Origin of the sequence: Leptotrichia sp. oral taxon 215 str. W9775 (genome assembly GCF_000469505.1) — a bacterium.
Lineage (GTDB): Bacteria > Fusobacteriota > Fusobacteriia > Fusobacteriales > Leptotrichiaceae > Leptotrichia_A.
Genome location: NZ_KI272841.1, coordinates 1 through 25,918, shown reverse-complemented (window position 1 = coordinate 25,918; position 25,918 = coordinate 1). Strand labels below are relative to the sequence as shown.

Below are 25,918 nucleotides of genomic sequence, written 5' to 3'. Positions count from 1 at the left end.
ATTTATTACTTTTTCATTATAACACAAAATAGGAACTCTGAAAATATCAAAGTTCCTGTTTCTGTTCTTCTAATCCTTATCCAATAAAAAGAAGAACTTCAAAACTGAAGTTCTCCCTATTAAAATTCTATTTTCCAAGTTTATCAGCAACTAATATTGCGGCAAATACACCATCAGCAGTTACTTTAAAAGGCATATTATGAATAGTTTCTGTTTCTACTGTACTTGCTTCTGCAACTTTATATAATCTTTCTCTTGAAACACTTCCAAGTCCTAGCTGTCCAAGAGTTGTAGGTAATCCTACACTTTTACATAATGCTATAACTTCATTTATTTCATCAAGTGATCTGTTTTCCAGAACCATTTGAACGATAGTTCCAAATGCAACTTTTTCTCCATGATACATATGATGACCTTCTTCAAGTATTGTAAGTCCGTTATGAATTGCATGAGCCGCAGCAAGACCTCCACTTTCAAATCCTATTCCACTTAAATAAGTATTAGCTTCAATTATATTTTCCACAGCTTTTGAACATACTTTATTTTCTACAGCAATTTTAGCTTTAAGGCCATCTTCAAAAAGAGTATCCAGACATAATTCCGCTATGGCAAGAGCCGCTTTTGTAGCTTTTCCTCCTGCGATAGATGTAGCATTTGAATCCACACATGCTTTTGCTTCAAAATATGTAGAAAGGGCATCTCCTATTCCTGCTACTAATAGTCTTACAGGTGCATTTACAATAACATCTGTATCCATTATTACCATATCAGGATTTGATTTTAAGAACAGATATTTTTCAAATTCACCTTCAGGAGTGTATACTACTGATAAAGCACTGCATGGTGCGTCAGTAGATGCTATTGTTGGAACTACAATTACAGGAATATTTGTATAGTATGAAATTGCTTTAGCGGCATCAAGAGTTTTTCCTCCACCTATTCCTATCATTACATCACATTTCTTAAATTTCAATATTTCGATATTTCTGTCTATTTCCTTTTGAGAACATTCTCCACCAAAAACTTCAATATGGTATGGTACATTCTCCTTTTCAAATCCTTCGATTATCTTTCCTTTAAAGTTATCATAAACAAATTTATCTGCTAATATATAAGCTGATGTTTTTCCTTTAACTTTGTAATATTGCCCAAGATTGGATATTTCTCCTGCTCCCTGAACATATTTTGAAGGGGAATTAATAATTTTTCTCATACAATCATCTCCATTTGTTATTTTTTTATTTTAACTAAGTTAATTATATCACTTTTTTTTGTTTTTGAATAGATATTTTTTAATATTTTTAATAAAAAAGAAACTATCCTAAAAGCATATTTTAAATCCTGGATAATGATATCCACTTTTTTTAACATACTTATATAGAATAGTTCCGTTACTTTATCTCATTTTTCTATTTCCTAATATTCCTTAATTAAATATTCAAATGCTCCAAGTGCGGCTTTCGCTCCTTCACCCATTGCAATGATAATCTGTTTCTGTTTTACTGTTGTAACATCTCCTGCAGCAAATATTCCCTTTACGCTTGTCATGTTATTTTCGTTGTCTATTTCAATTTCTCCAACTTTATTAAGTTTTACTAAATCCTTTACTAATTCGCTTCTTGGAGATAGACCTATTTCAATAAACATTCCATTTATTTTTAATTCATGTTCTTCATTAGTTGCTCTATCCACATATTTTAAACTTTCAGCAAATTCTTTTCCAACAACTTCTTTTGTTGCTGAATTAAGTATAACCTTTACATTTTCCCTTTCTGCAAGCTTATCCTGTAATACTTTATCTGCTTTCATTTCTGGCATAAATTCAATCAAAGTTACACTTTTAGCTATTCCAGACATATCAATAGCCGCCTCTACTCCTGAGTTTCCTCCACCTATAACTGCAACATCTAATCCTTTATAGAATGGTCCGTCACAAGTTGAACAGTAGTGAACTCCTTTTCCTGTATATTCCTTTTCTCCAGGAATGTTAAGTCCTCTAGGTTTAGCTCCTGTTGCAATTATTATTGCCTTTGTTCTGTAACTTTTTCCGTCATCTGTTACAAAAATTTTGTCTTTTCCATCTTCTTTAATTTCAGTTACAAGATGCCCTTCCTTAAAAGCCACTTCATATTCCTTAAGATGCTTATGAAGAGATTCTGCAAACTTTGCTCCTGTTGTAGATGTAGTTCCTATTATGTTTTCTATTCCATCTGTATCTAGAACCTGGCCTCCTACTTTAAGACCTACCATTGCAACTGAAAGTCCTTTTCTTGCAGAATATATAGCTGCTGAAACTGCTGCCGGTCCTGCTCCTATTACAGTTACATCATATAATTTGTTTTCATCAATTTTTACTAATTTTCCTTCATCAAGGACACCTAAATTCAAGCTAAAATCCATTTCTCCTCCTAAATATATAATATTTTTAATTTTGTAATCATTACATATTATATATTTTATTATAAATTATAGAATTTGTCAACTCTTTTATGATGAAAGCAAAAATTACTCTCTTCTCAGCATTTTTGCCGCAATTTCAACCATTCTTATTGCCAGTTCATGATTATCTCCGAATAAATTGTAGGCACCGTCTTCACTTAGGACACCACATTTTAAATCTTCAGGTAAAAGATTATTGTTAGAATCTTCCACATCTGAAAACCAGTCCTGGCTGCTATAATACTCATCCAGTTTTTTATAATCAGGCAAGTTTTCACACAGTTTATCAAGAACAGCATTAAGTTCATTGAAAATATCTGCAGATTTATCCATTATTTTTTCCATTTCTTCAATTCTTTTTATCTTATCCATAGTTTCTTTCTCCCTATTTTCTTACCTGCATTTTTTCTGTAATTGTAATAGAGTGCCTTTACAAGATCGTACTCAAAAGGGGAATTTAAATCTCCATATCTAAATCCTATAAGCGATCTGGCATTCAATCCTGTAACTACCGGTCTTGTAAATCCATAAATACTTTTATCAAACACTCCTGTATCAAAAAATAGTTCTGTTTCAACTTTTCCTTTTACGTATACTTCCATTGCCGAGTCTGCAATACTTCCTAATCCATCTCTTAATGTACTTGGTCCCAATACAGGAAGTACAAGGTAGGAACCTGTAGGAACACCATAAACTCCAAGTGTATCCCCCATTGTTTCCCAGTCTTTCTTCAATCCAAATTTTTTAGCAACATCATTTGTTCCTAAAAGACCGATAGTTGAATTTATTGCAAATCTTCCAAATGCATTTGCAGCTTTTTTAGGTTTGAACTGCAGTAGGGAGTTAAACATTGTAGGTATTTCCTTAAAGTTGTTATAGAAATTTTCTATTCCTATTCTAATCGGCTTAGGAACAATTGCCGCATATACCTGTGAAGCTGGATACATAACTTTTCTATCAAGCTGTGTATTAAAGGCATACATCCTTCTGTTAAATGGCTCAAATCCGTCATTTATATCAGTCAGTTCAAACACTTTACTGGAAATAATATATTCTTCGTCAAGCCTGTCAATATTATTTGCAATAATTCCATACGTATCCTTTTCAAATGCCATGTAATGACCATTATATTTTTTATTTTTATTCTTAGGATTATAATTGTATCTTTCGTATATTTCTATATTTTTTGAAGGTTCTTCAACAATATCTCCATCTACAAATTCCAGAAATATATCATCATTTATTTCCTTTTCAACCATTTCAGTATAATTAAGATTTTCCGTGGTATAAGATTTTAAAGCCTCCGACTTCTCTCCATATGCAAAAGAAGTCGTAAATAGCACTGCCCCCAGTAATATAAATTTATTTCTTATTTTCATCTATTCTTCCTCCAGTTTATCTATCATCAGGTTTGCAACATCTTTATGCCACAATATTCCTGTATGTCCCCCATAAGGTATTATAACTTTATTACCAAATGTGTTATTTATGTAGTCCAGATCACTTTCTGTTATAAGAATATCATCTTTAGATGTTATAAATATTATATTTTTATTGTTTTTTTCAATAAATTCCTGACTGTTTCTCAAATCAAATTCCTTTATAAACTGTTCCATTGTCAAGTCAGGATATTTATTCTTTTTCAGGTAAGGATATAAAATTTCTTTTGAATATTCATCAAAGGATACTGACAAACCTTCCCTGAATTCTTCAGTCACTGAATCAAATCTCTTATATGCTTTTTTGTCAGAAAGTCTTCCAACAGCATCTTTCCCGCTGAAAACTTCTCCCGCAAAAGTCATATTTGCTGAATAAAATCTGAAAAGAAGCCCTGTCAGAACTTCAAAATCACTATCTTTTAACTGTAATTTTGATACTGCCGATCTTATATCTGTAAAATCAACATCACTTAATTCAATTTTTTCATCATATACAAGCTTTCCAAATATATTATCAAGAAACTTTTCAAGACCTTCTGCATTGTATATTCCATTTTCTACAAGATAGCTGTCAAGTTTCTGCGTTGCTGTCAAAATACTTACAGGTGAATTAAGCATAAGTGATTTTTCGATACCAATTTTTTTATTTTTACTGTCCAACTCCTGTATAAGTAATGACTGGAATCCTCCAAGACTGTATCCACCAATATGAGTTTTAGTAACCTTCATTCCATCAGCCTTTTCCTTTAAAACTGCTGCTGCTATCAGTTCATACATATGTGTAGATTCATCTTTTATATATCCTGCATAGTTATTTTTACTCTGGCTCACAATATATGGCATTGTAGTAGGTGAACTTAAGGCAATTACATTGTATCCCCTATCATAAAATACATTTGCCATATACATTGTAAGTCCACTGTTATACAGTGATCCTGTCCCGGATACAAGTATCATTAGAGGAGCATCGTTTTTCTGTGTCCATACTCCATATTCATAATCACTCCACTGTCTTAATATTTCAGGAACTTTTTTTATAGTCTTGAATTTTTTTACTTTTGGTGCCTTCCCCTTTTTAAATTTATACCATTGACTGCTAGGAGTTCCCATAACAGTTGCCATTATTGCATTATCCTTATAAGGATAGTCAACTGCTATCTGTGATACATCTACTTCTTTTCCAAATCCAATTATTGAAAAGAGCGTTACTGCTATTACAATTAATATTTTTTTTAACATATTTTCTGTATGATAATATATAAACTTATATAAACCATACTCTCCTTTCCTTTATTTTATTATTTCCATCAACTCAAGTAATATCAAATATTTTAAATGTTCCTGTAACATTTTCCCCCTGACGTACTTAATCTGATTTGAGTTTTGTTTTCTATTTTAACATACATTGTTATTCTTGTCCATATTCCTCTTTTCCATAACTATACATCCACCGAAATTATCCTTGATTCACCTATTTCTTTATTCATAGTGACTCCATAAAGCCTATGTGAACCCTTCATTGTTTCCTTGTTATGGGTTATCAGTATAAACTGTGATTTAGTTATGAATTTATTTAAGAGTTTGACTATTTTCTTAGTATTTTCCTCATCAAGAGCCGCTTCAATTTCATCAAAGAAGGTAAATGGACTCGGCTTAAACATAAATATTGCCATTATAAACGAAACTGCCAGCATTGATTTTTCTCCTCCTGACAGAAGCATAAGTGTCTGTTCAGGTTTATTTTTATATTTCACGCTTAGTTCCAATCCTGTTTCCAGCATATTTTCCTCATCAAGCAGTCTTATTGCTCCTTTTGCTCCATTCAGGATAGTTTCACACATATACTTGAAATTATTATTAATTTCTTCCAATGCAATGTTAAACTTTTCAACTATATCGTTTTCAATATCACCAATTAGCGTAAGAAGGGACTCCCTACTTGCAAGCAGGTCTCTTTTCTGATTAACAAGTTCAGTATATCTCTTATTTTCCCTTTCATATTCTTCTATTGCTGAAAGATTTACACTTCCTATTTCAGTTCTGCTTCTTTCATTAACAGAAAGTTTCCGCTTTATTGCCTGAAGTTCAGTTTCATTCTCAATTTCTTTATATTCTTCGTTATTCTTTGCTCTTTCTTCAGGAATTTCCTCCAGTTCATAATTGTAAGTTTCCATTTTTTTCTCATTTTCAGAAATCTTTTCAATCAGTTTTCCATATTCATTTTCCTGATCTCTTTTCTTAATTTCAATATCCTTAACACCTTTTATAAGTTCCTTTTCAGAAACTTCCAGTTCCTTTATTTCCTTTTCAAGGGACTTTATAAGCTGCGACTTTTCAGTATTTTCCTTCTGTTTTCCTTCAATTTCTTCTTTTTTATCCTGAATCGCTTTTGTAAGTTTTTCCTTCATGACAGTTTTTTTCTGTTGAAACTCCTCAACTTCCTTCTTTTCGTTAACAAGTTTCTCATAATCAGCTTTTATTTCAGCATATCTCGACTTGTTGCTGTCAGTTTTCACTTTTAAAATCTCGTATTCCTTATCAATTGTATTTAATTCATGATAATACTCATTTATATTTTCCGACTTTTCTATTTCATTGTTTAATATTGCAATAGCCAGCTTATTTTCTTCTATCAGCTTGACTATATTTTCAATAATTTCGGTATTTTCTTTAATCTTTTCTTTTCTCGAAGCTATAAAATCTCTATTTTGTTTGATTTCATACTCTAATGTCCCAATTTCCCTTTTTCTTTTGTTATATTCAGAACTAAAATTATCATATTCCTTCAGAAATTCCCTGTAATTTCCTTCCATTACTTCCAATTCCTTCTGAATTTTTTCTCTTTCCTTTTCTTCTGCCTTTAATATTTCTGATAATTTCTCAAGTTTTCTTGATAATTCTTCCCTTTCATTCTGAATTTCATTCATTTTTTCCTTTATTACTTTAAGCTCTTTCTTTCTCTCTAAAAGTTCATCCTTCCCTCTTACAGAATAACCTCCTGTCATTCTTCCCCTTGCAGTTATTATATCTCCTTCAAGTGTGACTATTCTGTCATTAAAACCTTCTTTAAGAAGCTGTGTTCCTATTTCAATGTTTTTTACCACAATTGAATTTCCATAAACAAAATCTACAATCTTTTTTATTCTTTCATCGCATCCCACTATATTTCTGGCAAAACCTATAACTCCTTCTTTTTTAGGATATTCATTCAGAATTTTATACACCTTTACATCTGCAACTGGCAGAAATGATGCTCTTCCAAGCTTTTTATCCTTTAAAATAGCTATACATTTTTTACCAATATCACTGTTTTCTACAACAATATCCTGAAAATTCCCTCCAGAAAGGGTCTGTATCGCTTCCTCATATCCATCAGGAATATTTATTAAATTTACAAAAGCTCCTATTACTCCTTTTATATTTTCCTGAAGTATTCCCTTTGTCGCCCTTGCAAATGTTTCATTTTTCTCAATTATATTTTCATTCGCCCTCTTTTTAGCATTAAGGTTTTCATATTTATAGCTGAGTTCTCCCGAATCCTTATTTATATCTGAATACTGCTTTCTTCTTTTTTCAGCTTTAGCATCAGCCTCTTTTAAAATCAGCTCTTTTTCTTTCTTTTCATTTTCCTTTGCAAGTTTATTCTGCTCAAAAACTTTCATTCTGCTGACAAACTCAGAAAATTCTGCATCCATATCTTCCTTTTCTGCAACTTGTCTTTTCATTACAATTTCAGCAGTGGCAATTCTTTTTTCATATTCTTCATTTTCACTTGTTGCCTTTATTTTATCCACTTCAAAATCATGGCTTTGCTGTGTTGCCTTTTTTAATTTTGTCGTTAAAAGTTCATGGCGTACCTTCAGCTCTTCCACTTTTTCTTCTATTTTATTTTTAGATATTTCCTTTTCTGAAAGTTCCTTCACAATTTCTGAAAGTTCTTTTTCAGATTTTGACAAAATTTCTCCCTTTTCCTTTATATCTTTCTCAAGAACTTTATTTCTCTTTTCCTTTTCTTCAGCCTGAATATCCAGATTGGAAAGCTGACCTGACAGCTTTGCATACTCATCTCTAAATGTTTCCATTTCAAGAAAAATCTGTTCATTTGCATTTTTCTCATTTTCTAGAAGTTCATATTTTTCTTTTTTACTTATAGAGATATTTTCAGCTTCAGTATTTTTTATCTGATATTCTTCCTGTATTTCCAAAATAATTTTTTCAAGCTGGGAACGTTTTACTTCAAATTCTTCCTGCTTTCTCTTTCCTTCATTCTGATTATATTCTAAAATCATAAGCTTATGAGTATCTATTTTTTCAGAAAAAGTCTTATAAAGTCTTGCTTTTCTTTCTTCTTCCCTTAGATGCCCCACCCTTGTAGCCAGTTCCTTTTCAACAAACTCTATCTTTTCAATCTCATTTTTTACTTCCTTCAGCTTTTTCGTAGAATCTTCCTTTTCCACCTTGGCTCTTTTTACTCCGGCAGCTTCTTCTATAATTTCCCTCAGTTCTCTTGGATTCGAGCTTATTATTCTTTCAACTCTTCCTTGCCCAATTATGGAATAAGCCTGTTTTCCGATACCTGTATCCATAAAAAGATTACTTATATCCTTCAGTCTTACCCGTCTGTTATTTATAAAGTATTCATTTTCTCCGCTTTTATATATTCTTCTTGTTATTTTTACTTCAGAAAAATCTATGTCAAGATATCTGTCTTCATTTTCAATGATAAGACTGACTTCCGCCATGGAACGTGGCTTTTTATTTTTTCCACCTGAAAAAATAATATCCGAACTTTCCTTGGCTCTTATATTTTTGTAGCTCTGCTCACCTAAAACCCATAAAATTGCATCCAGAATATTGCTCTTTCCACTTCCGTTAGGCCCAACTATCGAGGTAATCCCTCTGTTAAACTCAACTGTCGTCTTTTCAGCAAATGATTTAAATCCTGCAAGCTCCAATGCCTTTAAATGCATGTGTAATACCCTTTCTTTTCCCATTTATTTCCTGATAAATTTTATTTTCTCTGTCTTTTACAACTATACTTCTCTTTTCTTCTTTTCACTTATATTTGGCTATCTTCCTTTTCCAAAAATAACTATCGTTACTGTTTTTAGAAGCACCTTCACATCAAATGGAATGCTGTGATGTTTTATATAATATAAATCATACTGCAATTTTCTGTAAGCATCTTCAACACTGGCACCATAAGGATACATTACTTGTGCCCACCCTGTCAGTCCTGGTTTTACAGTATGTCTTAAATTATAGTAAGGTATTTCCTTTTCAAGCTGCTGAATAAAATATTCCCTTTCAGGACGAGGACCCACAAAACTCATTTCCCCACGTAACACATTCCATAGCTGAGGTAATTCATCAATTCTCGTAGCTCTCATTATTTTCCCAAATTTCGTAACCCTGTTGTCATTTTTAGATGCCCATTGAGGCCCGTCTTTTTCAGCATCAGTAGTCATTGAACGGAATTTTACTATATTAAACTTCTTATTTCCTTCACCTATTCTCTCCTGTATAAAGAATATCGGCCCTTTAGATTCAAGTTTTACTATTATTGCAGCGAGCACAATTACCGGAGCCGCAAATATTCCTATCAGTAATGCAAAAAGTAAATCCAGAAGCCTTTTCGCCTTAAGGTTAAAGTTATTATGATATATTTCAAATCCTGTATTTTCAAGAAACCATTTTGGACTTAAATGAGATATTGGAAGTTTATTTTCGTATGTTTCATAAAATTCCAGATAGTTATAATACTGTAATCCTTCAAGTTTATATTGTAACAATTTTTCTGTTATTTTAGGATCCCTTAACAGTTTATCCGTAAAATCCACAAGCACATCAAATTTCTTTGTATTATATAGTTCAAGTATTTCCTTTCCAAGTGCCTTCATATCAGTATTATTCAATGATGTCACAAATACATACTGGCCATCCTTTTTCACACTTTCAAGCAAATCCTCCGTATAGTCATTTTCTCCAACAAATACAACTCTTTCCTTTTCAACTACCCCCATAATAACTATATATCTGAAAGCTATCTGAAATATTGTTATTATCCCAAAAAGGACAATCCCTTCATAAAAAGTAAATATTTTAGAAAAAGTTGTAACAGTCATTAAAATCCCGTTTATTACAATTACCGTTGTCATATCCTTCAATTTATACTTATTTGTTGCTACATTATATACATTTGCTATGTAGTAGGCAATCAAGGCACTGACTATTATCATTGCATTCCTAAATCCCAGTCCTCTGTTTATTATAATCAGTCCAATAAAATACATTGCTACCGTCAATATCCCAAATAAATAGGAAAAATTTTTTCTTACTCCGCTCATGGCCATCTTTCTGTTTCCCACCTTTACATTTTTACTTATTATATTTTTATTTTCTAATTCTGTTATGCAAGTTTATTTTGTCTTTTTTAAAGCTATTATTACGTAATTTATGAAATAATAGGCTGCCTGAAACAATGAAAGTTTTTCCACATCCCTGTATATTCTCCATCTTACTTTGGCAGCATCTATTTTATTGCTGGATCTTGATTTATCCAGGACTCTATAAAATGCGAGATTTTCCTTTAGTCCATATATTTTTCCAGTATCTTTCACTATTTCAAGCCAAAGGACATAGTCTTCGTTTTTATCCCTTTCCTTAAAATATCTTTTTCCAAGCTTTCCAGCATTGTAAACAACTGTAAGACAGCCTAAATAGTTATTTTTAAGCAAATCCCTGTAAGTTATTTCTTCCTTTATTTTTATTTCATTAATAGGTTTTCCATTTTCTGTAACTCTTGTATATTCTGTACAGCTTATGGCGATATCCTTATTTTTCATGAATTCAATCTGTTTTTCAAGTTTGTCTTCCTTCCAGTAGTCATCAGCATCAAGAAAGGCTATATATTCTCCATCTGCTTCATTTATAAGTCTGTTTCTTCCTTCAACCACACCAATGTTTTTTTCACTGTTAATGACTTTTATTCTTCCGTCCTTCTGTGCATATTCCTGTATGATTTCATAACTTCTGTCAGTAGACATGTCATTTAATATAAGTATTTCCCAATTTGTATATGTTTGGGAAATAACTGATTCTATTGTTTCTCCAATAAATTTTTCTGCATTATATACAGGAATTATTATAGATACTTTATTTTTTTCCATTTTTTTCTCCAAGTTTTTTTATAATCAGTTCATATACTCTCTTACAGTTTTCCTTATCAGTGTATTTTAAGAACATACTTCTCATTTTATCCATATTTTCCCTTACAGCTGGACTATATTCAAAGTTATTTTCTGTAATTTCTTCTATTTTTTCCACACATTCCCTTATAGTGTGAACTCCTTCTCCAAAAAGTTCTTTATCCAGATCCACATAGGAACCGACTTTCTTCTGATATTCCTCCCTGTCAAACTGAAAGAATACAATCGGCTTATTCAGATAATAGAAATCATATGCGACACTTGAATAATCAGTTATAAGAATTTTTGCTTTCATCAGTTCCTTAGTAATATCAGCATCTTTTGGTAATAGAGTGACATTTTTTCCAAGTTTTACCTTATTAAAATCCTTCAGGTAATCATGCATAAGCTGATGAATATACACATTCAGATAAAGATTTTTTTCTTCCAGATATTTATTAAATCTTTCATCTGTTATAAGACCTGTAATATTTTTAAAATATTCTGTATCTTCTATCCTTGCATTTTCAAGCTTTATCCAGTTTCTCCATGTAGGCATAAAAAATATTTCTTTTCTTTCAACTTCCACATTATATAATTTATCATATCTCGGATATCCTGTTATAAATGCAGTATTTTCAGGAACATTCCACCATGTTTTAGTCTTTATATTTTTTTCATATTCTGAATCACATATATTCACATCATAGGATTTTACAAGATTTTCAGCTATTTTTTCTGTTTTCTTATTCATTGCCATTCTAACCTTGAAACCTACCGTCCCATGATTTAAGAACACCTTCAGAGGTTTATAGTGAAACAGATTTATAACTGGAACAACAAACAGATAAGGTGCTATATCTGCAGATATTGAATGTGAAAAAAGTACAACTTCCGAATTCATGAAATAAAGGTAGCTTTCCACACTTCCCTTTACAAGCTTTCCGCCATGAATTTTATCAAAAACTGGCGAATTTTTATTAACAACCCAGTATTCTTCTATATCCTTTTTAGATCTCAGATATTCATAAATTGCTCTTCCATTGTCAACAAAAAGCTCTCCTGCGTTTCCCCCGACAAGCCATATTTTCCTATTTTTAAATTTCCCCTTTGTAAAAGGATAAATTATAAAGGCTATTATCATATTTATAAGGCATTTTAATTTGTCCATTTTTAGTTTTCCTTCTTTCCTACTTGTATTTGTTAAATCCTTCGATTCTTCCCTTTAAAACTGTCTTATGATATTTTCTATTTTTTGTAAGTATTATACCCGCTATACTTCTAAATATTCTTTTTAAAAATTTAAAATAGTAAAAAAAATTTTTTCTTCCTAAAACTTCCTTCTTTACAAGTGCTCCATATCCAAGTGCATATTTGTACGCCCTGTCCAAATCATCATAGTTTCCTTTTTTGGCAGGATGAAAAATAATGTCATCTGCAAAATACTCACCTTTATATCCTTTATGCAGTAATGTCAGCACATAGTCTGTTTCCTCTCCACTTCCAAAAACAGAACCTACACCCAGATTTTCATCAAACAGAACTATATCCTCATATGTATAATTCACGAAAAAAGTAATAGATTTTACAGTTTTTTCAATATTTCCTTTTGTCAGTTTAACATTTTGCTCAGCCATTATTCCTGTTCCGTAGTCTTTTCCCCTTTCAAGAGTCCTACACGAATATATTCTTTTATCTTCATTTTCCTTAAAGAATTTTACTACCTTTTCCAATGTATCAGGCTGATATTCACAGTCATCATCAGGAAATCCTGCAATACTTCCGTCCATTACAAGTAATCCCCTGTTTCTGTTCAGGCTTAGACCTTTCCTGTCACTTTTCATATACTTTATTTCAAAATCATTTTCATATTTTTCTAAAATTTTATAAGCCTTGTCATCCTTGTTCTGATCCACTGCAATAAGTTCAAAATCCTTATAAGTCTGCTCCTTTAAACTTTTTAAAAACAGTTCCAGTTCATCAGTAACATTTATTGTTGGCATTATTAACGAGACCTTCAATATTCTCACTCCTTTTTAATGCATATTTCTATAAATTCTATTTTCTTTTCCTAACATCAGTTTTATTTAGTATTATACCACAAAATATTATAAAATTAAACAGTCAAAAATAATGAAATCACTTTAAAAGGGACTGTTTTTCAACAGCCCCAAATAACATTTTCTATTTTAGTATTTTTTATTTTGGTACAACTTTCCATTTTCCAGATTTGCATTTTTTCTGAATTATTCCCATTCATTTATTTATGTTACTTTTTTAAACAATCACAGAATTTATTTACAGAATTCAGGATAATTTTCTTTTATTGCCTTATACAGTCTTTCCAGACCTTTTTCAAGAATATGGGTTGGAACTGCAAGATTCATTCTTTCAAATCCATCTCCATTTTTTCCAAATGTATAACCTTCACTGAAAAATAATTGTGCTTTCCCATTCATAAACTTTTTCAGATCTTCTCCTTTAAGCCCTAAAGCCCTGAAATCAATCCACTGCAAATAAGTTCCCTGAATTAATGGAGCTTTAAGTTCAGTAAACTTTTCCTCAAAAAATCTATTTACAATTTTCTGATTTTTATTAATAAGCTGAAGAAACTTCTCAAACCATTCTTCTGCCTGAGTATATGCCAGTATGCAGGCTCTATATCCCAATGCCGCAAACACGTGTGCAGATGATCTTCCCTGTTCATTGATAAACTTTTTCCTCATCTTTTCATTTTTTATAATTATATTTGATATTCCAATCCCGGCAAGGTTAAATGTCTTAGTCGGAGCAGTACAAGTAACTATAATTTCAGAAAGTTCTTCTGACAGCGTCTGCAGGACAGTATGTTTTTCCCCTTCCATAAGAATATCAAAATGTATTTCATCAGAAACAATTTTCAGATTATTTTCAAGGGCAATTTCACCAATTTTCTTCAGTTCTTCTTTTGACCATACTCTTCCTACCGGATTGTGGGGACTGCATAAAATGAGGAGTGTATTTTTTTCTTCCTTTGCAAGCTTTTCAAAACTTTCAAAATCTATTGTGTATCTTCCCTCATTTTCCATGAGTGGGCACTCTACAATTTTTCTTTCATTTAATTTTATTGCACTGTAAAAAGGATAATACACAGGTGTAAACACTATTACTCCATCCTCTTTTTCAGTAAAAGCCTTTACAGAATCAAACAACGCAGAAACAACTCCTGATGAAGTTACAATCCACTCCTTCTGAATATCAAAATTATGTTTTCTTTTCATCCAATTTATTACAGCTTCAAAGTATTCTTCATAAGTTCCAGTATATCCGAGTATTGCTTCATCTATGTATTTTTTCAATCCTTCCTTTATTTCAGGTGCAATCTGCAGTTCCATGTCTGCCACTGAAAATGGTACTATATCATCAGGCAGATTAGGATATTCCTTGTACATCCCTTCCCATTTATACGAGCCTTGATTTTTTCTACTTATCAATGTTTCAAAATCGTATTTTTTAGACATTTTTAGACCTCTCATTTTTAGTTATTTTCTTCATTCTGTAATTTTTTTAGTCTATTTACAGTTTCCTGTTCCAGCTTACTTGTCGGATAACCTTTTAATGAATTTATAAATACTTTCAACTCTCATATTTTCATTTAAAACAACCCTGTAATTACTCCATTTTCATCTATATCAATCAGTTCTGCTGAAGGTTTTTTAGGAAGTCCGGGCATATCTATGATTTCTCCTGCCATCGCCACTAAAAATCCTGCTCCTGCAGACAGTCTGATTTCATTTATTGTAATTTCAAATCCTGTAGGTCTTCCCAATAATTTTGGGTTATCTGACAGTGATTTCTGTGTTTTTGAAATACATACAGGAAGTTTATCATATCCGTATTCTTCGTATTTTTTTATGTTATTAAGTGCCTTAGGCATAAATTTAACCCCGTCAGCTCCATATATTTCCTTTGCAATAATTTCTATTTTTTCCTTTATCGGAAGTTCCAGTTCATACAATGGAGAAAATTTTTCTTCTGACTTTTCATTTTCCTCAACTGCAGAAATTACTTTGTCTACAAGTTCCTTTCCACCTTCTCCACCTTTTTCCCAAATTTCACAAAGAGCTACCTCTACACCCTTTGCATTGCAGAATTTTTCAATTTCCTTTATTTCAGCATCAGTGTCTGTTATAAATTTATTTATTGCAACAATTACAGGAATATGATATTTCTGCATGCTTTCTATATGTCTTTCAAGGTTTACAAGTCCTTTTTTCAATGTTTCTATATTTTCTGATTTCAGGTCGGTATCTCCACCATGATGTTTCAATGCTCTGACAGTTGCAACTATAACAATAACATTTGGTTCAATTTCTGCTTTTCTTGCCTTTATATCCAAAAATTTTTCTGCTCCAAGGTCAGCCGCAAATCCTGCTTCTGTTACTACATAATCTGACAATTTCAATGCCATTTTCGTTGCAAGCACCGAATTACATCCATGAGCAATATTCGCAAAAGGTCCTCCATGTATAAATACAGGAGTATTTTCCAGCGTCTGAACAAGATTAGGCTTAATAGCATCCTTAAGAAGTGCTGTAACCGCTCCTTCTATTTTCAGCTGTTTTACCTTAAGCATTTCTCCTTTTCTATTGTACCCAAAAACTATTTCACCTATTCTTTTTTTCAGGTCAGTAATTGAGTTAGCAAGACAGAATATTGCCATTATTTCTGACGCTACTGTTATTTGGAATGAAGATTCCCTAGGAATTCCGTTAAGTCTTCCTCCCATTCCAACCACAATATTTCTCAATGCCCTGTCATTCATATCAAGGACACGTTTCCAAGTAATATTATTTACATCTATGTCCAGTTCATTTCCCTGCATAAGATGATTGTCAATGCACGCAGAAATAAGGTTATGTGCAGTTGAAATTGCATGGATATCTCCTGTAAAATGAAGGTTTATTTCTTCCATAGGAACAACCTGGGACATTCCTCCCCCTGTAGCTCCTCCCTTTATTCCAAATACAGGGCCTAATGACGGTTCCCTTAGTGCCGCAATTGACTTATATCCAAATTTGTTAAAGGCCTGAGTAAGCCCTACTGTTACAGTTGATTTCCCTTCACCTGGAGGTGTAGGAGTTATAGCTGTCACAAGTATAAGTTTTCCATCCTTTTTGTCAGAATTTTTTTTCAATACATCAAGGCTGACTTTAGCCTTATAATTCCCATATTGTTCGTAATCTTCTTCAGAAAGTCCTGCTTTTTCAGCAATCACATTAATTTTTTCCAACTTTGCCCTTTGAGCTATTTCGATATCCGTCATTTCATCGCCTCCAAAAATTTTATTTATATAATTTTATTTTTACCTTATTTCAATTACGCCACACTTATTTTATATTAAATTATAATATCTTTCTTTTTCAAAGTCAATTTACTTTTTTCTTATTTAATGATACAATAAAAAAAATATTTTTCAGAAATAATTTAAAAACAAATTATAACTGATTTTAAAAGGAGAAAATAAATGAAAAAAAAGAGATTCTTTACAGCAATCTGTATGGCTGCGTTTGCATTTATTACTTCAGGATTACAGGGAAAATCTGTTAAGCATAAAAAAAATGTCAAAGCAAAGCAGAATACTGCTAAAACTGTAAAAACAAAGAAAACTGTTTCTAAAGGTCCGGCTGTTAAAAACACAGCTGTTAAGGTTGCAAACACTAAAAGCACAGCTGCTAAAAGTATAGCTGTTAAAAATACAAGCAACGTTAAAAGTTCAGAAAGCAAAACAAAACCAACAGCAGCAAAACATTCTGCAGAAAAACATCCTATTGCAAAAACTTCTCAAACTGCAAGAACAGCTACAGCAAAACCTGGAAAAACTTCAAGTGTCGCAAATACTGCAAAAACAGTTCCGCATAATAAAGTTTCCCATAATACAGGGATTTACAGTATTTCTGCAAACAATAAAGATCAGCTTATCATTGATAAAATGACTGAACTAAGAAAAAAACATGAAAGAATAGCAAAATCAGGAACTGCAAGTGAAAAAAGAACTGCTGCTGCTGAAAAAAAGCTCCTTGTATCTTACAGCAAATGGAAGGATACAAAATATGCATGGGGAGGAGATTCTAAAAAAGGAATTGACTGTTCAGCTTTAACCCGTAGAATTTATCGTGAAGTTTACGGTCATGAACTGCCAAGAGTTTCAACCCAGCAGGCACAAACCGGAAAAAAAGTTTCATCTAAAAATTTAAAAGCCGGAGATATTGTATTTTTCAAACCTGAAGGAAGGACTAACCATACAGCAGTTTATGTGGGAAATTCCTTATTTATAAATGCTTCTTCTTCAAAAGGTGTTGTAATGTCTTCACTTAAAAGTCCCTACTGGGGAAAGTATTTTAAATACGGTGTCAGAGTTGATAAACATAAAAATACTTAAAAGACTTTTACTAACATGTCATAAAATTGAAACTTTGATTTTCACATGCTATACTAGATAAATAACATATTAAAGGAGTGAATATTATGAGTAAAAAAGTAATAGCTACATTAATTTTTTTAATGTTTTCATTATTAAGCTTCGGAGAATTTTCAAAAACAAAGGATGGTGTTCTTGTTAATGACTCTTTTGAAGAATGGGCTACTTTCTATGGAGATAACCCATCTTCAGGTAATGTGATGTGCAGTTTAATTGGTTCCACTCTTATGGAGATTTCCTATACAAGTGAAGGAAAAATCCTACAAAGACAAAATGATACAGCTGCAATACTAGATTATGTAAATGAAGAACTTCTTTATGCAGGAATAGTAAATCCTATAAAAGGAGATGGATATCTTTTTGAAATATACTTTGCTAATAATTGTAAAAAATTCACAGAAAAAGATTATAATCTGGTAGGGTCTCCAACATTCAAAAAAACTATGGAAACAATTTTTTCAACATATAAATAAAATCGATTAAAAGAATAGATTGAATTTTATATAAATTTAAAATACAAAAAAGGGATTGTCTCAAAATGGTAAAAATTAAATATAATATAAGAAAAAACTATATTTTTTTCATTTACTAAAATTTTACTTATATAAAACAGTCATTCATTAAGGAAAAGTCAAAAACTTGCCTAAAGGCTCGGACAGATGACTTTTCCTAAATTCATTTCCTGTTTTACATTGTAAAATTCTAAATAATTCAAAAATATAGTTTTTTACATTATTATTTTATTTTCTTTTTGAGACAGCCCTTTTTCTTTTACAAGTGTTCTAAATCCTATCTATTTTACTTTTTCCACAGAATTTAGTATAAAATTAATAGATTGCCCTGAATCCTATTCCACCTCTTACATTGTTTCCTTTAGTGTCATATCCTGCATTCAGTGTAAATCCTACTCTAGTATTGTCAATTCCAATATTCAGATCAAATTTACCATTTCCTCTTCTATCTTCCTTTTCTCCTCTGATTCCAAACCAGTCAGCTGTAGTATATCTTACTCTCGCTCTATTGTTTACATCTCCAACTTTTCCAAGTTCATTTTCATAAGCTGCTGTAATTCCAACAGAAAGCTGAGTTCTGACAGCAAGTGGTTGTATGTATTTAAATTCCAGTCCTACTTCCGGTTTTACAGAGAAATAGTCATTTCCTTCCACTTCAAGTCTCATTTCTCCTGACTTTTCCTTGATACCAGTAAATCTTCCATATTCCATCTTCAGCATTCCGTATGGTTTCAGATGAGTTCTTTCACTCATTCTTATATCATAACCTAATTCATTTTTCAATGCCGCTCCATATGAATAATAGTTAGCTTTTGCCTGGAATATATCATCTACAACAAGGAATCTACGGTTCATTTCATTTATTCCTGCAAATACATCTCCAGATATAGTCCATCTTAAACTTCCATTATGATCTGATGCCGGAGAAATTGTTTTAAATACTCCTGCCTTCAGCATTGTCTGATTTTCTTTAGAATTTCCTATATCCTTAAATTTGAATCTGTTATGAACAGCTCCTGCATACCATCCTGAACTATGACCAAGTTTTACTGTTTCGTCTTCATGAACATAAGCAACTCCATAGGCATTACTTGTATAGTCTATAATTCCTGCTGTATCTGTCTTGTATTCATCCCTCATTCCAAATACTTTTATCTTATTATTCTGTTTAGAAGGATTTCTCCATTCGTCCTTCAGATATCTGAATTCCTTGTCAAGCATGTTTCCAGTAGCATTTATTCTCATTTGAGTATTTGCATACTGATGTCCCATCATTTCATCCATTGCCTGATAGAAGAGTATTGCTTCATTATTACCTATTCCATTCAGTTTTTGGAATAACTGATTTTCTCTGCTTCCAAGCGCTTCCACTCCATATCTTTGTTCCAATCCATCTAAGAAGTTGTATGTATCCCTAACATTTACAGGTGTTGCTTCATTCCCTGCCCAGTATGTATAAGGTATTTTTGCAAGGTAGGCATTTTGTATAGTTCCATCACTTGCATTTTGTGAAACAGTCGCCATCCATGTCAAAGAACCTGAATATATACTCCATTTTTCAATCTGCTGGTTTGCTCTTATCATTGCATTGTAAGGATCTGTTATTCTAGAATCTAACTGAATGTATTTTCCAGTAGTATTCTGTGCCGCTTCCGCTCCAATTATCAGATCCGCTTTCTTAAGGTTAGTAAGGGCACTCAGTCCAGTAATAGGAGTCGTATAATTTCTATTTGAAGTATCTATATACATACCTATTTTTGATACTTCCATAGGTTTAAATTCTTCTCCTGATGTTGTTGCAACTTCAGGTACAACTGGTGTTCCGTTTACAGTTATTGTTCCTGTAATACTTCCACGAGGAACTTCTATTTTTACTCCTTCTACAGTCTTAGTCAGGTCACTTGCCTTACTTACACCTATTATAGAAGAATCTGAAATATCTTCAGCCCTTGTTCCTGCAGGTACTGTTGTTCCATTTATATTGAAGCTTCCATAGTTCTTTACTATACCTAAGTTATTACCTGCCATATCTCCTTTAGTTAATATTCCTACAGCATCTGCGGCAGTTATATCTATTTCTCCATGATTTTCAATAGTTGAACCATTTTTTACAACAACTCCGACAATTTTACTTAAATTTGAGCCATTTGATTTTATCTTTCCGTAGTTATATCCATAAGCTCCGTTATCCAGATAAATTCCTGTAGTTTCACTTGAATTCAGGTTTATTACAGCATTACGGTTTGATGCAGTACCGTTGTAAACTGTTGTTCCGGCACCAGTTCCGTACATTCCGATACTTCCTTTTCCAGTAACGTTTATTGTACCATTATTTACAATATTTCCTGTATAAGGCTGTTTTCCTGCTGCAAGTTCTGTCGCAGTTGGAGTATATCCGGCAGCCATTCCGATAGCATAACGATTATTCAATGAATTTGTAGGATCCATATAACTTTCACCTACTGTAATTGAAGCATTATTAACAGCTGTTCCTCCATGAGTACTGTAAATTCCAATATTTCCATCTCCTGCTCCAAAATTTATATTACCGTTGTTTATAACTTCTCCTGCAGAATATATTCCATAGTTGAATGATCCTGACGCTGTAAGATCCGTATTGTTTATAACTTGGGCTCCTGTTCTGTTATCGTTGGAATATATGTATACAGTATCATTTCCAAGATTATTTATTGCCGCAATATTACTTATAACTTTATTTCCAGCCGAACCTGCACCTTTTTCCACAAGGATTCCAAAAGAGTTGTCTCCTATGGAAATATTTGATCCTGCATGTGCAGTTACTGTCTGACCATCTCCATTTGCATAAACTGCTGCCGCCTGATCTGAACCAACCGTTATTGTTCCTCCTGTCAAGTCTACATTCCCACCTTGGCTGAATATTCCTGTACCTGAATTACCAATATTCAAGTTACCACTATTCTGTACTTCATTTCCATAAATTCCTACAGAATATTTTCCAACTGTTATATTTCCTGAGTTTGTAATTTTATTTCCGTTTTTAGAATAAATTCCTACACTTTCCTTTTTAGGTGTTTCACTTACAGGATTAGTTAAAGTTATATTTCCACTGTTTCTAACTTCCACTCCTTCAGAAATAATTCCATATCCTGCATCTGCTGTTATATTTCCCTGGTTATTCAGTTCTCCTGTAGTCCCTCTTGCCAATATTCCAACTAATCCTTCTGTATTTTGAGAAGTATCAGTTAATCTTATGTTCATATTGTTCAGCATTGCCGCTCCTGACGCTGTTGATTTATTATTCATAAAGAATGCAACAGCTGACTTAGTTGGAACTCCTGAATATTTCAATTCAAAAGTTTTATTATCTGTAAGCGATGGATTATTTCCTTCTATAAATACTCCTGTTCCTTTATCCTTTACTTCCACTCCATAGTCAGTTTCAAAAGTAACCTTTGTATTGTCTGCATATACTCCGATTCCTTCCTTACCTGTAACTATATCAGAAGTTCCTGTTCCATTCAGGCTTATTTCAGGTCCTCCAAAGTCAAGAGCCGAGGCCGCTCCTGCAGGAGCTGACACTTTTGAAACAACTCCTACCGAATTATCTCCTGCCAGAACTATTTTCCCTGCATTTCTTATACTTCCATGAGAAGTTCCTGTTTTACCTACTTCTATACTGGAATGCGCTCCTGGTAATGTTTTTAATTCTCCGTACATTCCAATTCCGCCATTTCCATTTACTGTAATTGTACCTTTATTTTCCAGTTCTAAAGTTTTTTCATTATTTCCAAGAGTTCCTGCTTTTATTTTAGCATCTGTTCCATAGTCCTGAAGCTGAGTTGCTGATGTAAATGCAGCCATTCCAGTTCCATTTCCTGTTATAGTAATTGTTCCAGCACTGTCATTCAGTATTTTACTTCCATTTACTCCATACAGTCCCAGTCCATTATCTACATTAACAACATTTTCATTTATAATTTCTCCATAACTTGTACTTAATCCTATTGTTGAAGCAGTTCCACCTGTTATTTCAACATTACCTTTATTTACATATCCTGTCTGTGTATTACTTGTTGCTCCGGAATCTGATCCAACTATCATTCCTTGTCCTGTCGCAGAACTTACAGTAATTCCAGGCTGTATATGTATTTTTTCCCTCACAAATTTTATTTTATTGAAAATAGGTGCATTATCAAGGTCAATATTTCTTTCTATAGAATATTCACCATTTTTATAATATACTTTATAATCTGCATTTGGTCCTATTCTCAGGTTTCCTCTGCTTATTTTCATGTCATCTTCAACACTTTCAATAAGCCCAGTAGGTCCTGTCCATTTGTTATCATTTACAGTTCCGCCTTCTGTAACTCTTAATATTACACCATTTCCTGTAACATTAACTTTTACATTCTGCATTCCTGTATATTTTTTACCTGCTGTTGCTGCGGCATTTGCAGGATCTGATGAATCTTCAGCTGCATAATCAGTTGCTGTTCCTGGCATAAGTATACCATCTGAAATAGAAATTTCTGTTGCTCCCTTAAAGTTTATATTTGAAGAAGCGTCTGCTAAAAATGGCACTACTCCGCTATAATTATCATTAGGATTTCTTTTTTCAGTTTTAATGTCTCCACCACCAAACTGAATCTTTCCTCCATTTTGTGCTACAAGTCCACCATCTTTTGCTGATTCCACAAGATTGCCAGTTCCTTTAAATTCAACTAATGAATTTGCACCGTCAGCATATCCTGCCATTCCATGAATTTTTACATCCTTTTCAAATGTAATTGTACTTCCTGCTTTAGCATATCCACCAATATTTTTATATAAATAAGGCTGTGTTGTTGCATCTGAAGCTGCCCATTCATCTATCGCTGTAGCTTTATCCTTTAAAGTAATTTTAGAATTTGTATCTGCATAAGCGATTATAGATCCAAATCCTTTTGCATCTGTAGTTTTCTCAGCTGTTATTTCCCCTTTATCTTTAGCCACATACGCCACTGGGAATGATTCTACCTTTGTTGTAGATCCTGCCGGTGTATAATCTTTATATCTGGCAGACATTATAACATCCTGTCCAATATTAATCTGACTTCCCTTTCCTTCAAATCTCTGTACTTCAGAAGAAGTCATTCTATGATCTGTATTTTTCCATTCACCTGATGCATAAGCAATAACCGTACCTGTAGCCACTTCATTTGCAGTATCATCATAAGAAGCTGTTAAAGGCGATGTTCCCTCATAATCCTTTATAGGTGTAGTCATAATCGGTACTGTTGTGGAATCTGTTTTTCCTGATATAGCGTTTCCACTATTATCTTTTACAACATTACTATGTAAATTTCCAGGCATAGCTACATCAATTACAGTTCCTCGTTCAGCGGCTATCATTACTCCATTTTTAGAGTTTTTACCAAATGTTATATCAATATTATTTATCTGCAAAGAATGTATAGGATCATCTTCATAATTTATACTGGATCCAGAAGCACCTAAATCTGTTTTTGTATTAAATTTAGCAACCTGACCATTTATAGTTTCCTGACCTCTTTGTCCTGATCTTGAATATATTCCGATGTTATTTTCAACTACTCTTGTTGCATCATTATTTCCTATTCTTGCTCTGGCATCAATTTCTCCCTGATAAATACCAATTACTGATTTTTTCCAATCACTGTTATTTATACCTCCATAAACATCAATACCTTTTGCTAAATTATCATCCATTTTATCATTAAAAAGGAGTACAATATTTCTATCACCATTTATTACAGGAGCCTCTGTAAGTTTTATAGTAGGTGTCATACCAGTCTGATGTTTATCCTGAACAACCCCTTTCCCTACAAAGTTATTCCAGTTAGGAACATATCCATAACCTGAATAAACTATATTTTCATTTCCTGTTATATTGTATTTTCCACTACTGTCTATCTCAAAAGATCCCTGATTACCCAACACTGAATAAACTATATTTTTATCAGTTTTTATATCAGCATTTACTTTACCGGTAAATCCTCCACGCTGATGCTTAGCTCCATTATTTTGTCCAGCTACCATACTATAAGTCCCAGGATAAATAAGGAATATTGTATTTTCATTTCCACTTCCTGCTACTCCTGGAACTGACTCAATATTTACTTTTATTTCATTTCCTGGTGTATTATCAAATTCCATTTTACCTGCCCACCATGTTTCTAACGAAAGAAAAGCTGCTTTTCCATATAAATGTGCATTAATATTCGAAAGTTTTCCATTCCATACTGTATGTATTCCTAATGCACCTTCATGATTTCCATCTGTCAGTCCTGCTGCTCCTATATTACCTGCTAAATACATATCTATATTTTGAGCTATAAATTTCCTGTCACTAGCATTTGCTAAACCTGCAGTAGTCGTACTATGGAAATAAAACAGTGCTCCTGCCCTAGGATTAACTATAGAATTTGGTACTCCTGCCACCATTGCTTTGTATGCTTTATTTAAAGTTGTTCCATCTACTCCTGAGTTTGCCTGTAATTGATTTGTAACCGGATTATATCCTGTCCAAAATTTATGTCCTCCCCCGTCATTATACTTAGAGGTTGTTCCATCATATGCTTTATAATCAGTAGACTTTGCTACATTAAACCATCCCAATACTCCATTCTGAAACGAAAAGTCCACAAACGGCTTTGCACTAGGCTGCGGAAGATTTACCTTTACCACAGGAGGATTAGGACTAGGTATAGTTAAAGTCTCAGGAATTACAGTAGGTATAGAAGGTGAAACCAGAACAGGTGCCACTACATTTATATTAGGTGCCGCCACTGAAGCCTTACTTACTTCTTTAGGCTTTATTGTAGCTTCCACATTTAAACTTGCCACAGGTTCCTGTTTCTTTGTTGTACTTGTTAATCCATAATTTGATCCGTATCCTTCTCTTCCAGTAGTAGTTGCTGATTTTACATTGCTTGATTTTTGTAAAAAGCTGTAACTGTCACTGTATGGAGAAGTGTATCTGTCAAAGCTGTATGTACTTCTTTCATAAATTCCATTATAAGGGTATCTTTCAGACTTATCCCCTCTCCCTCTGTATGTACTGCCCCAATGGCTAAAAAATCCATTAATTCCATATTGCCAGCTGCTCCATGGGGATTTTACAACATGGTCTCCCTGTTCCATAAGCTGTATCAATTCAAGATTTGAAGACTTTAAAAGTTTATTATTTTCATATCTTGCATCCTTGAAAAGCTTTTTCATATCTCCTATTGAATTTTCTATCTGTTTTCTTTGATTACCTGTTGTTTCATCTTTTTTAGCTTTACCATTTACTTGTGAAAATGTTCCTGTCATTAAAAAAGTAAAAAGTAATCCTTTTGTATAAGTTATTTCTTTACATCTTTTAATAAATGCTCTTAAGTTCTTTTCTATATTTCTCAAATTATTGTTCATATTCTCTCCTTTATTATTCTAGTTTTAAATATATTTTTTATATAACCTCCTATAATAAATTCTTAAAAAAAGTATATTCTTTTTTATGATTATACTATATTTTTACATAAAAATCAACATTAAAGTGATTACATTTTAATTTTAATCTATTTATATATTTTTTTTATTTTCTATAAAATTCTCTTGTATTTATCATTATCCCATATGTTTTTAGATATAAATAATATTCGCTTATAACAGAATTATAATAACACATATTAAATTTTGTTGTGTATTTTTTAATTAATTTAAAAATAATATTTTCTTCAATTATTTCTTTACATATTTCAATTTTTCTTTTTAATTTTTCCCATAAAAATACCGCCAATATTATATTGACGGTGTTTTTATCTTCTTTTCCAATTTCTGAATTAAAGATTGTATATTTTAAACATAAACTTTTTCCTTCTGATAAAAAGCTATTAGTAA

16 protein-coding genes are annotated in these 25,918 nt (G+C 32.4%); 2 read left to right on the top strand and 14 right to left on the bottom strand.

The genetic code is table 11. From position 1 onward, the window contains the following. Positions 1–127: 127 nt before the first annotated feature. The 12 genes from HMPREF1984_RS04650 to HMPREF1984_RS04595 form a co-directional block, all read right to left on the bottom strand. A complete protein-coding gene (locus HMPREF1984_RS04650; protein ID WP_021766756.1) occupies positions 128–1,213 on the bottom strand; it encodes a glycerol dehydrogenase in 1,086 nt (361 codons plus the stop codon). 203 nt (positions 1,214–1,416) lie between these two features. Further along, the gene (locus HMPREF1984_RS04645; RefSeq protein ID WP_021766754.1) at positions 1,417–2,400 is read right to left on the bottom strand and encodes an FAD-dependent oxidoreductase; all 984 of its coding nucleotides are present in this window, start codon (positions 2,398–2,400) and stop codon (positions 1,417–1,419) included. 105 nt (positions 2,401–2,505) lie between these two features. Further along, positions 2,506–2,811 (bottom strand): DUF4298 domain-containing protein, encoded by a 306-nt coding sequence (locus HMPREF1984_RS04640; protein WP_021766753.1) that lies wholly within the window; start codon positions 2,809–2,811, stop codon positions 2,506–2,508. After that, on the bottom strand, positions 2,799–3,818 hold the full coding sequence (locus HMPREF1984_RS10915; protein WP_021766752.1) for a VacJ family lipoprotein: 1,020 nt from the start codon (positions 3,816–3,818) through the stop codon (positions 2,799–2,801). The genes HMPREF1984_RS04640 and HMPREF1984_RS10915 overlap by 13 nt, the downstream gene beginning before the upstream one ends. Beyond that, positions 3,819–5,117: a hypothetical protein gene (locus HMPREF1984_RS04630; protein WP_021766751.1), complete on the bottom strand. Its 1,299-nt coding sequence runs from the start codon at positions 5,115–5,117 to the stop codon at positions 3,819–3,821. It lies immediately after the preceding gene. Between the two features lie 200 nt (positions 5,118–5,317). Then, complete coding sequence (gene smc, locus HMPREF1984_RS04625) at positions 5,318–8,848, bottom strand: chromosome segregation protein SMC (protein WP_036099849.1); 3,531 nt, start codon at positions 8,846–8,848, stop codon at positions 5,318–5,320. A 99-nt stretch (positions 8,849–8,947) separates the two neighbouring features. Next, a complete protein-coding gene (locus HMPREF1984_RS04620) occupies positions 8,948–10,231 on the bottom strand; it encodes an exopolysaccharide biosynthesis polyprenyl glycosylphosphotransferase (RefSeq protein WP_021766749.1) in 1,284 nt (427 codons plus the stop codon). A 66-nt stretch (positions 10,232–10,297) separates the two neighbouring features. Further along, the gene (locus HMPREF1984_RS04615) at positions 10,298–11,047 is read right to left on the bottom strand and encodes a glycosyltransferase family 2 protein (protein WP_021766748.1); all 750 of its coding nucleotides are present in this window, start codon (positions 11,045–11,047) and stop codon (positions 10,298–10,300) included. Next, the gene (locus HMPREF1984_RS04610) at positions 11,034–12,236 is read right to left on the bottom strand and encodes a CDP-glycerol--poly(glycerophosphate) glycerophosphotransferase (protein WP_021766747.1); all 1,203 of its coding nucleotides are present in this window, start codon (positions 12,234–12,236) and stop codon (positions 11,034–11,036) included. Before HMPREF1984_RS04610 ends, HMPREF1984_RS04615 begins: the two co-directional genes overlap by 14 nt. Positions 12,237–12,255: 19 nt before the next feature. After that, a complete protein-coding gene (locus HMPREF1984_RS04605) occupies positions 12,256–13,086 on the bottom strand; it encodes a glycosyltransferase family 2 protein (RefSeq protein WP_036099813.1) in 831 nt (276 codons plus the stop codon). Positions 13,087–13,359: 273 nt separating this feature from the next. Further along, positions 13,360–14,565, bottom strand: coding sequence for a MalY/PatB family protein (locus HMPREF1984_RS04600; protein WP_036099811.1), 1,206 nt, complete (start codon positions 14,563–14,565; stop codon positions 13,360–13,362). A gap of 134 nt (positions 14,566–14,699) precedes the next feature. Next, positions 14,700–16,370 (bottom strand): formate--tetrahydrofolate ligase, encoded by a 1,671-nt coding sequence (locus tag HMPREF1984_RS04595; protein ID WP_021766744.1) that lies wholly within the window; start codon positions 16,368–16,370, stop codon positions 14,700–14,702. Positions 16,371–16,571: 201 nt separating this feature from the next. On the opposite strand from HMPREF1984_RS04595, the gene HMPREF1984_RS11625 reads away from it, so the two are divergent. Together HMPREF1984_RS11625 and HMPREF1984_RS04585 are read left to right on the top strand one after the other, a co-directional pair. After that, positions 16,572–17,486, top strand: a complete 915-nt coding sequence (locus HMPREF1984_RS11625; RefSeq protein WP_021766743.1) for a C40 family peptidase — start codon at positions 16,572–16,574, stop codon at positions 17,484–17,486. Positions 17,487–17,572: 86 nt separating this feature from the next. Next, positions 17,573–17,998 carry a hypothetical protein gene (locus tag HMPREF1984_RS04585; protein WP_021766742.1) on the top strand — a complete coding sequence of 142 codons (426 nt, stop codon included), beginning with the start codon at positions 17,573–17,575 and terminating at the stop codon, positions 17,996–17,998. 354 nt (positions 17,999–18,352) lie between these two features. On the opposite strand, the gene HMPREF1984_RS04580 is transcribed toward HMPREF1984_RS04585, so the two are convergent. After that, complete coding sequence (locus tag HMPREF1984_RS04580; RefSeq protein ID WP_021766741.1) at positions 18,353–25,450, bottom strand: autotransporter-associated N-terminal domain-containing protein; 7,098 nt, start codon at positions 25,448–25,450, stop codon at positions 18,353–18,355. A 163-nt stretch (positions 25,451–25,613) separates the two neighbouring features. Beyond that, the coding region (locus HMPREF1984_RS11620) for a hypothetical protein (RefSeq protein WP_021766740.1) at positions 25,614–25,918 on the bottom strand (305 nt) is incomplete at its 5' end.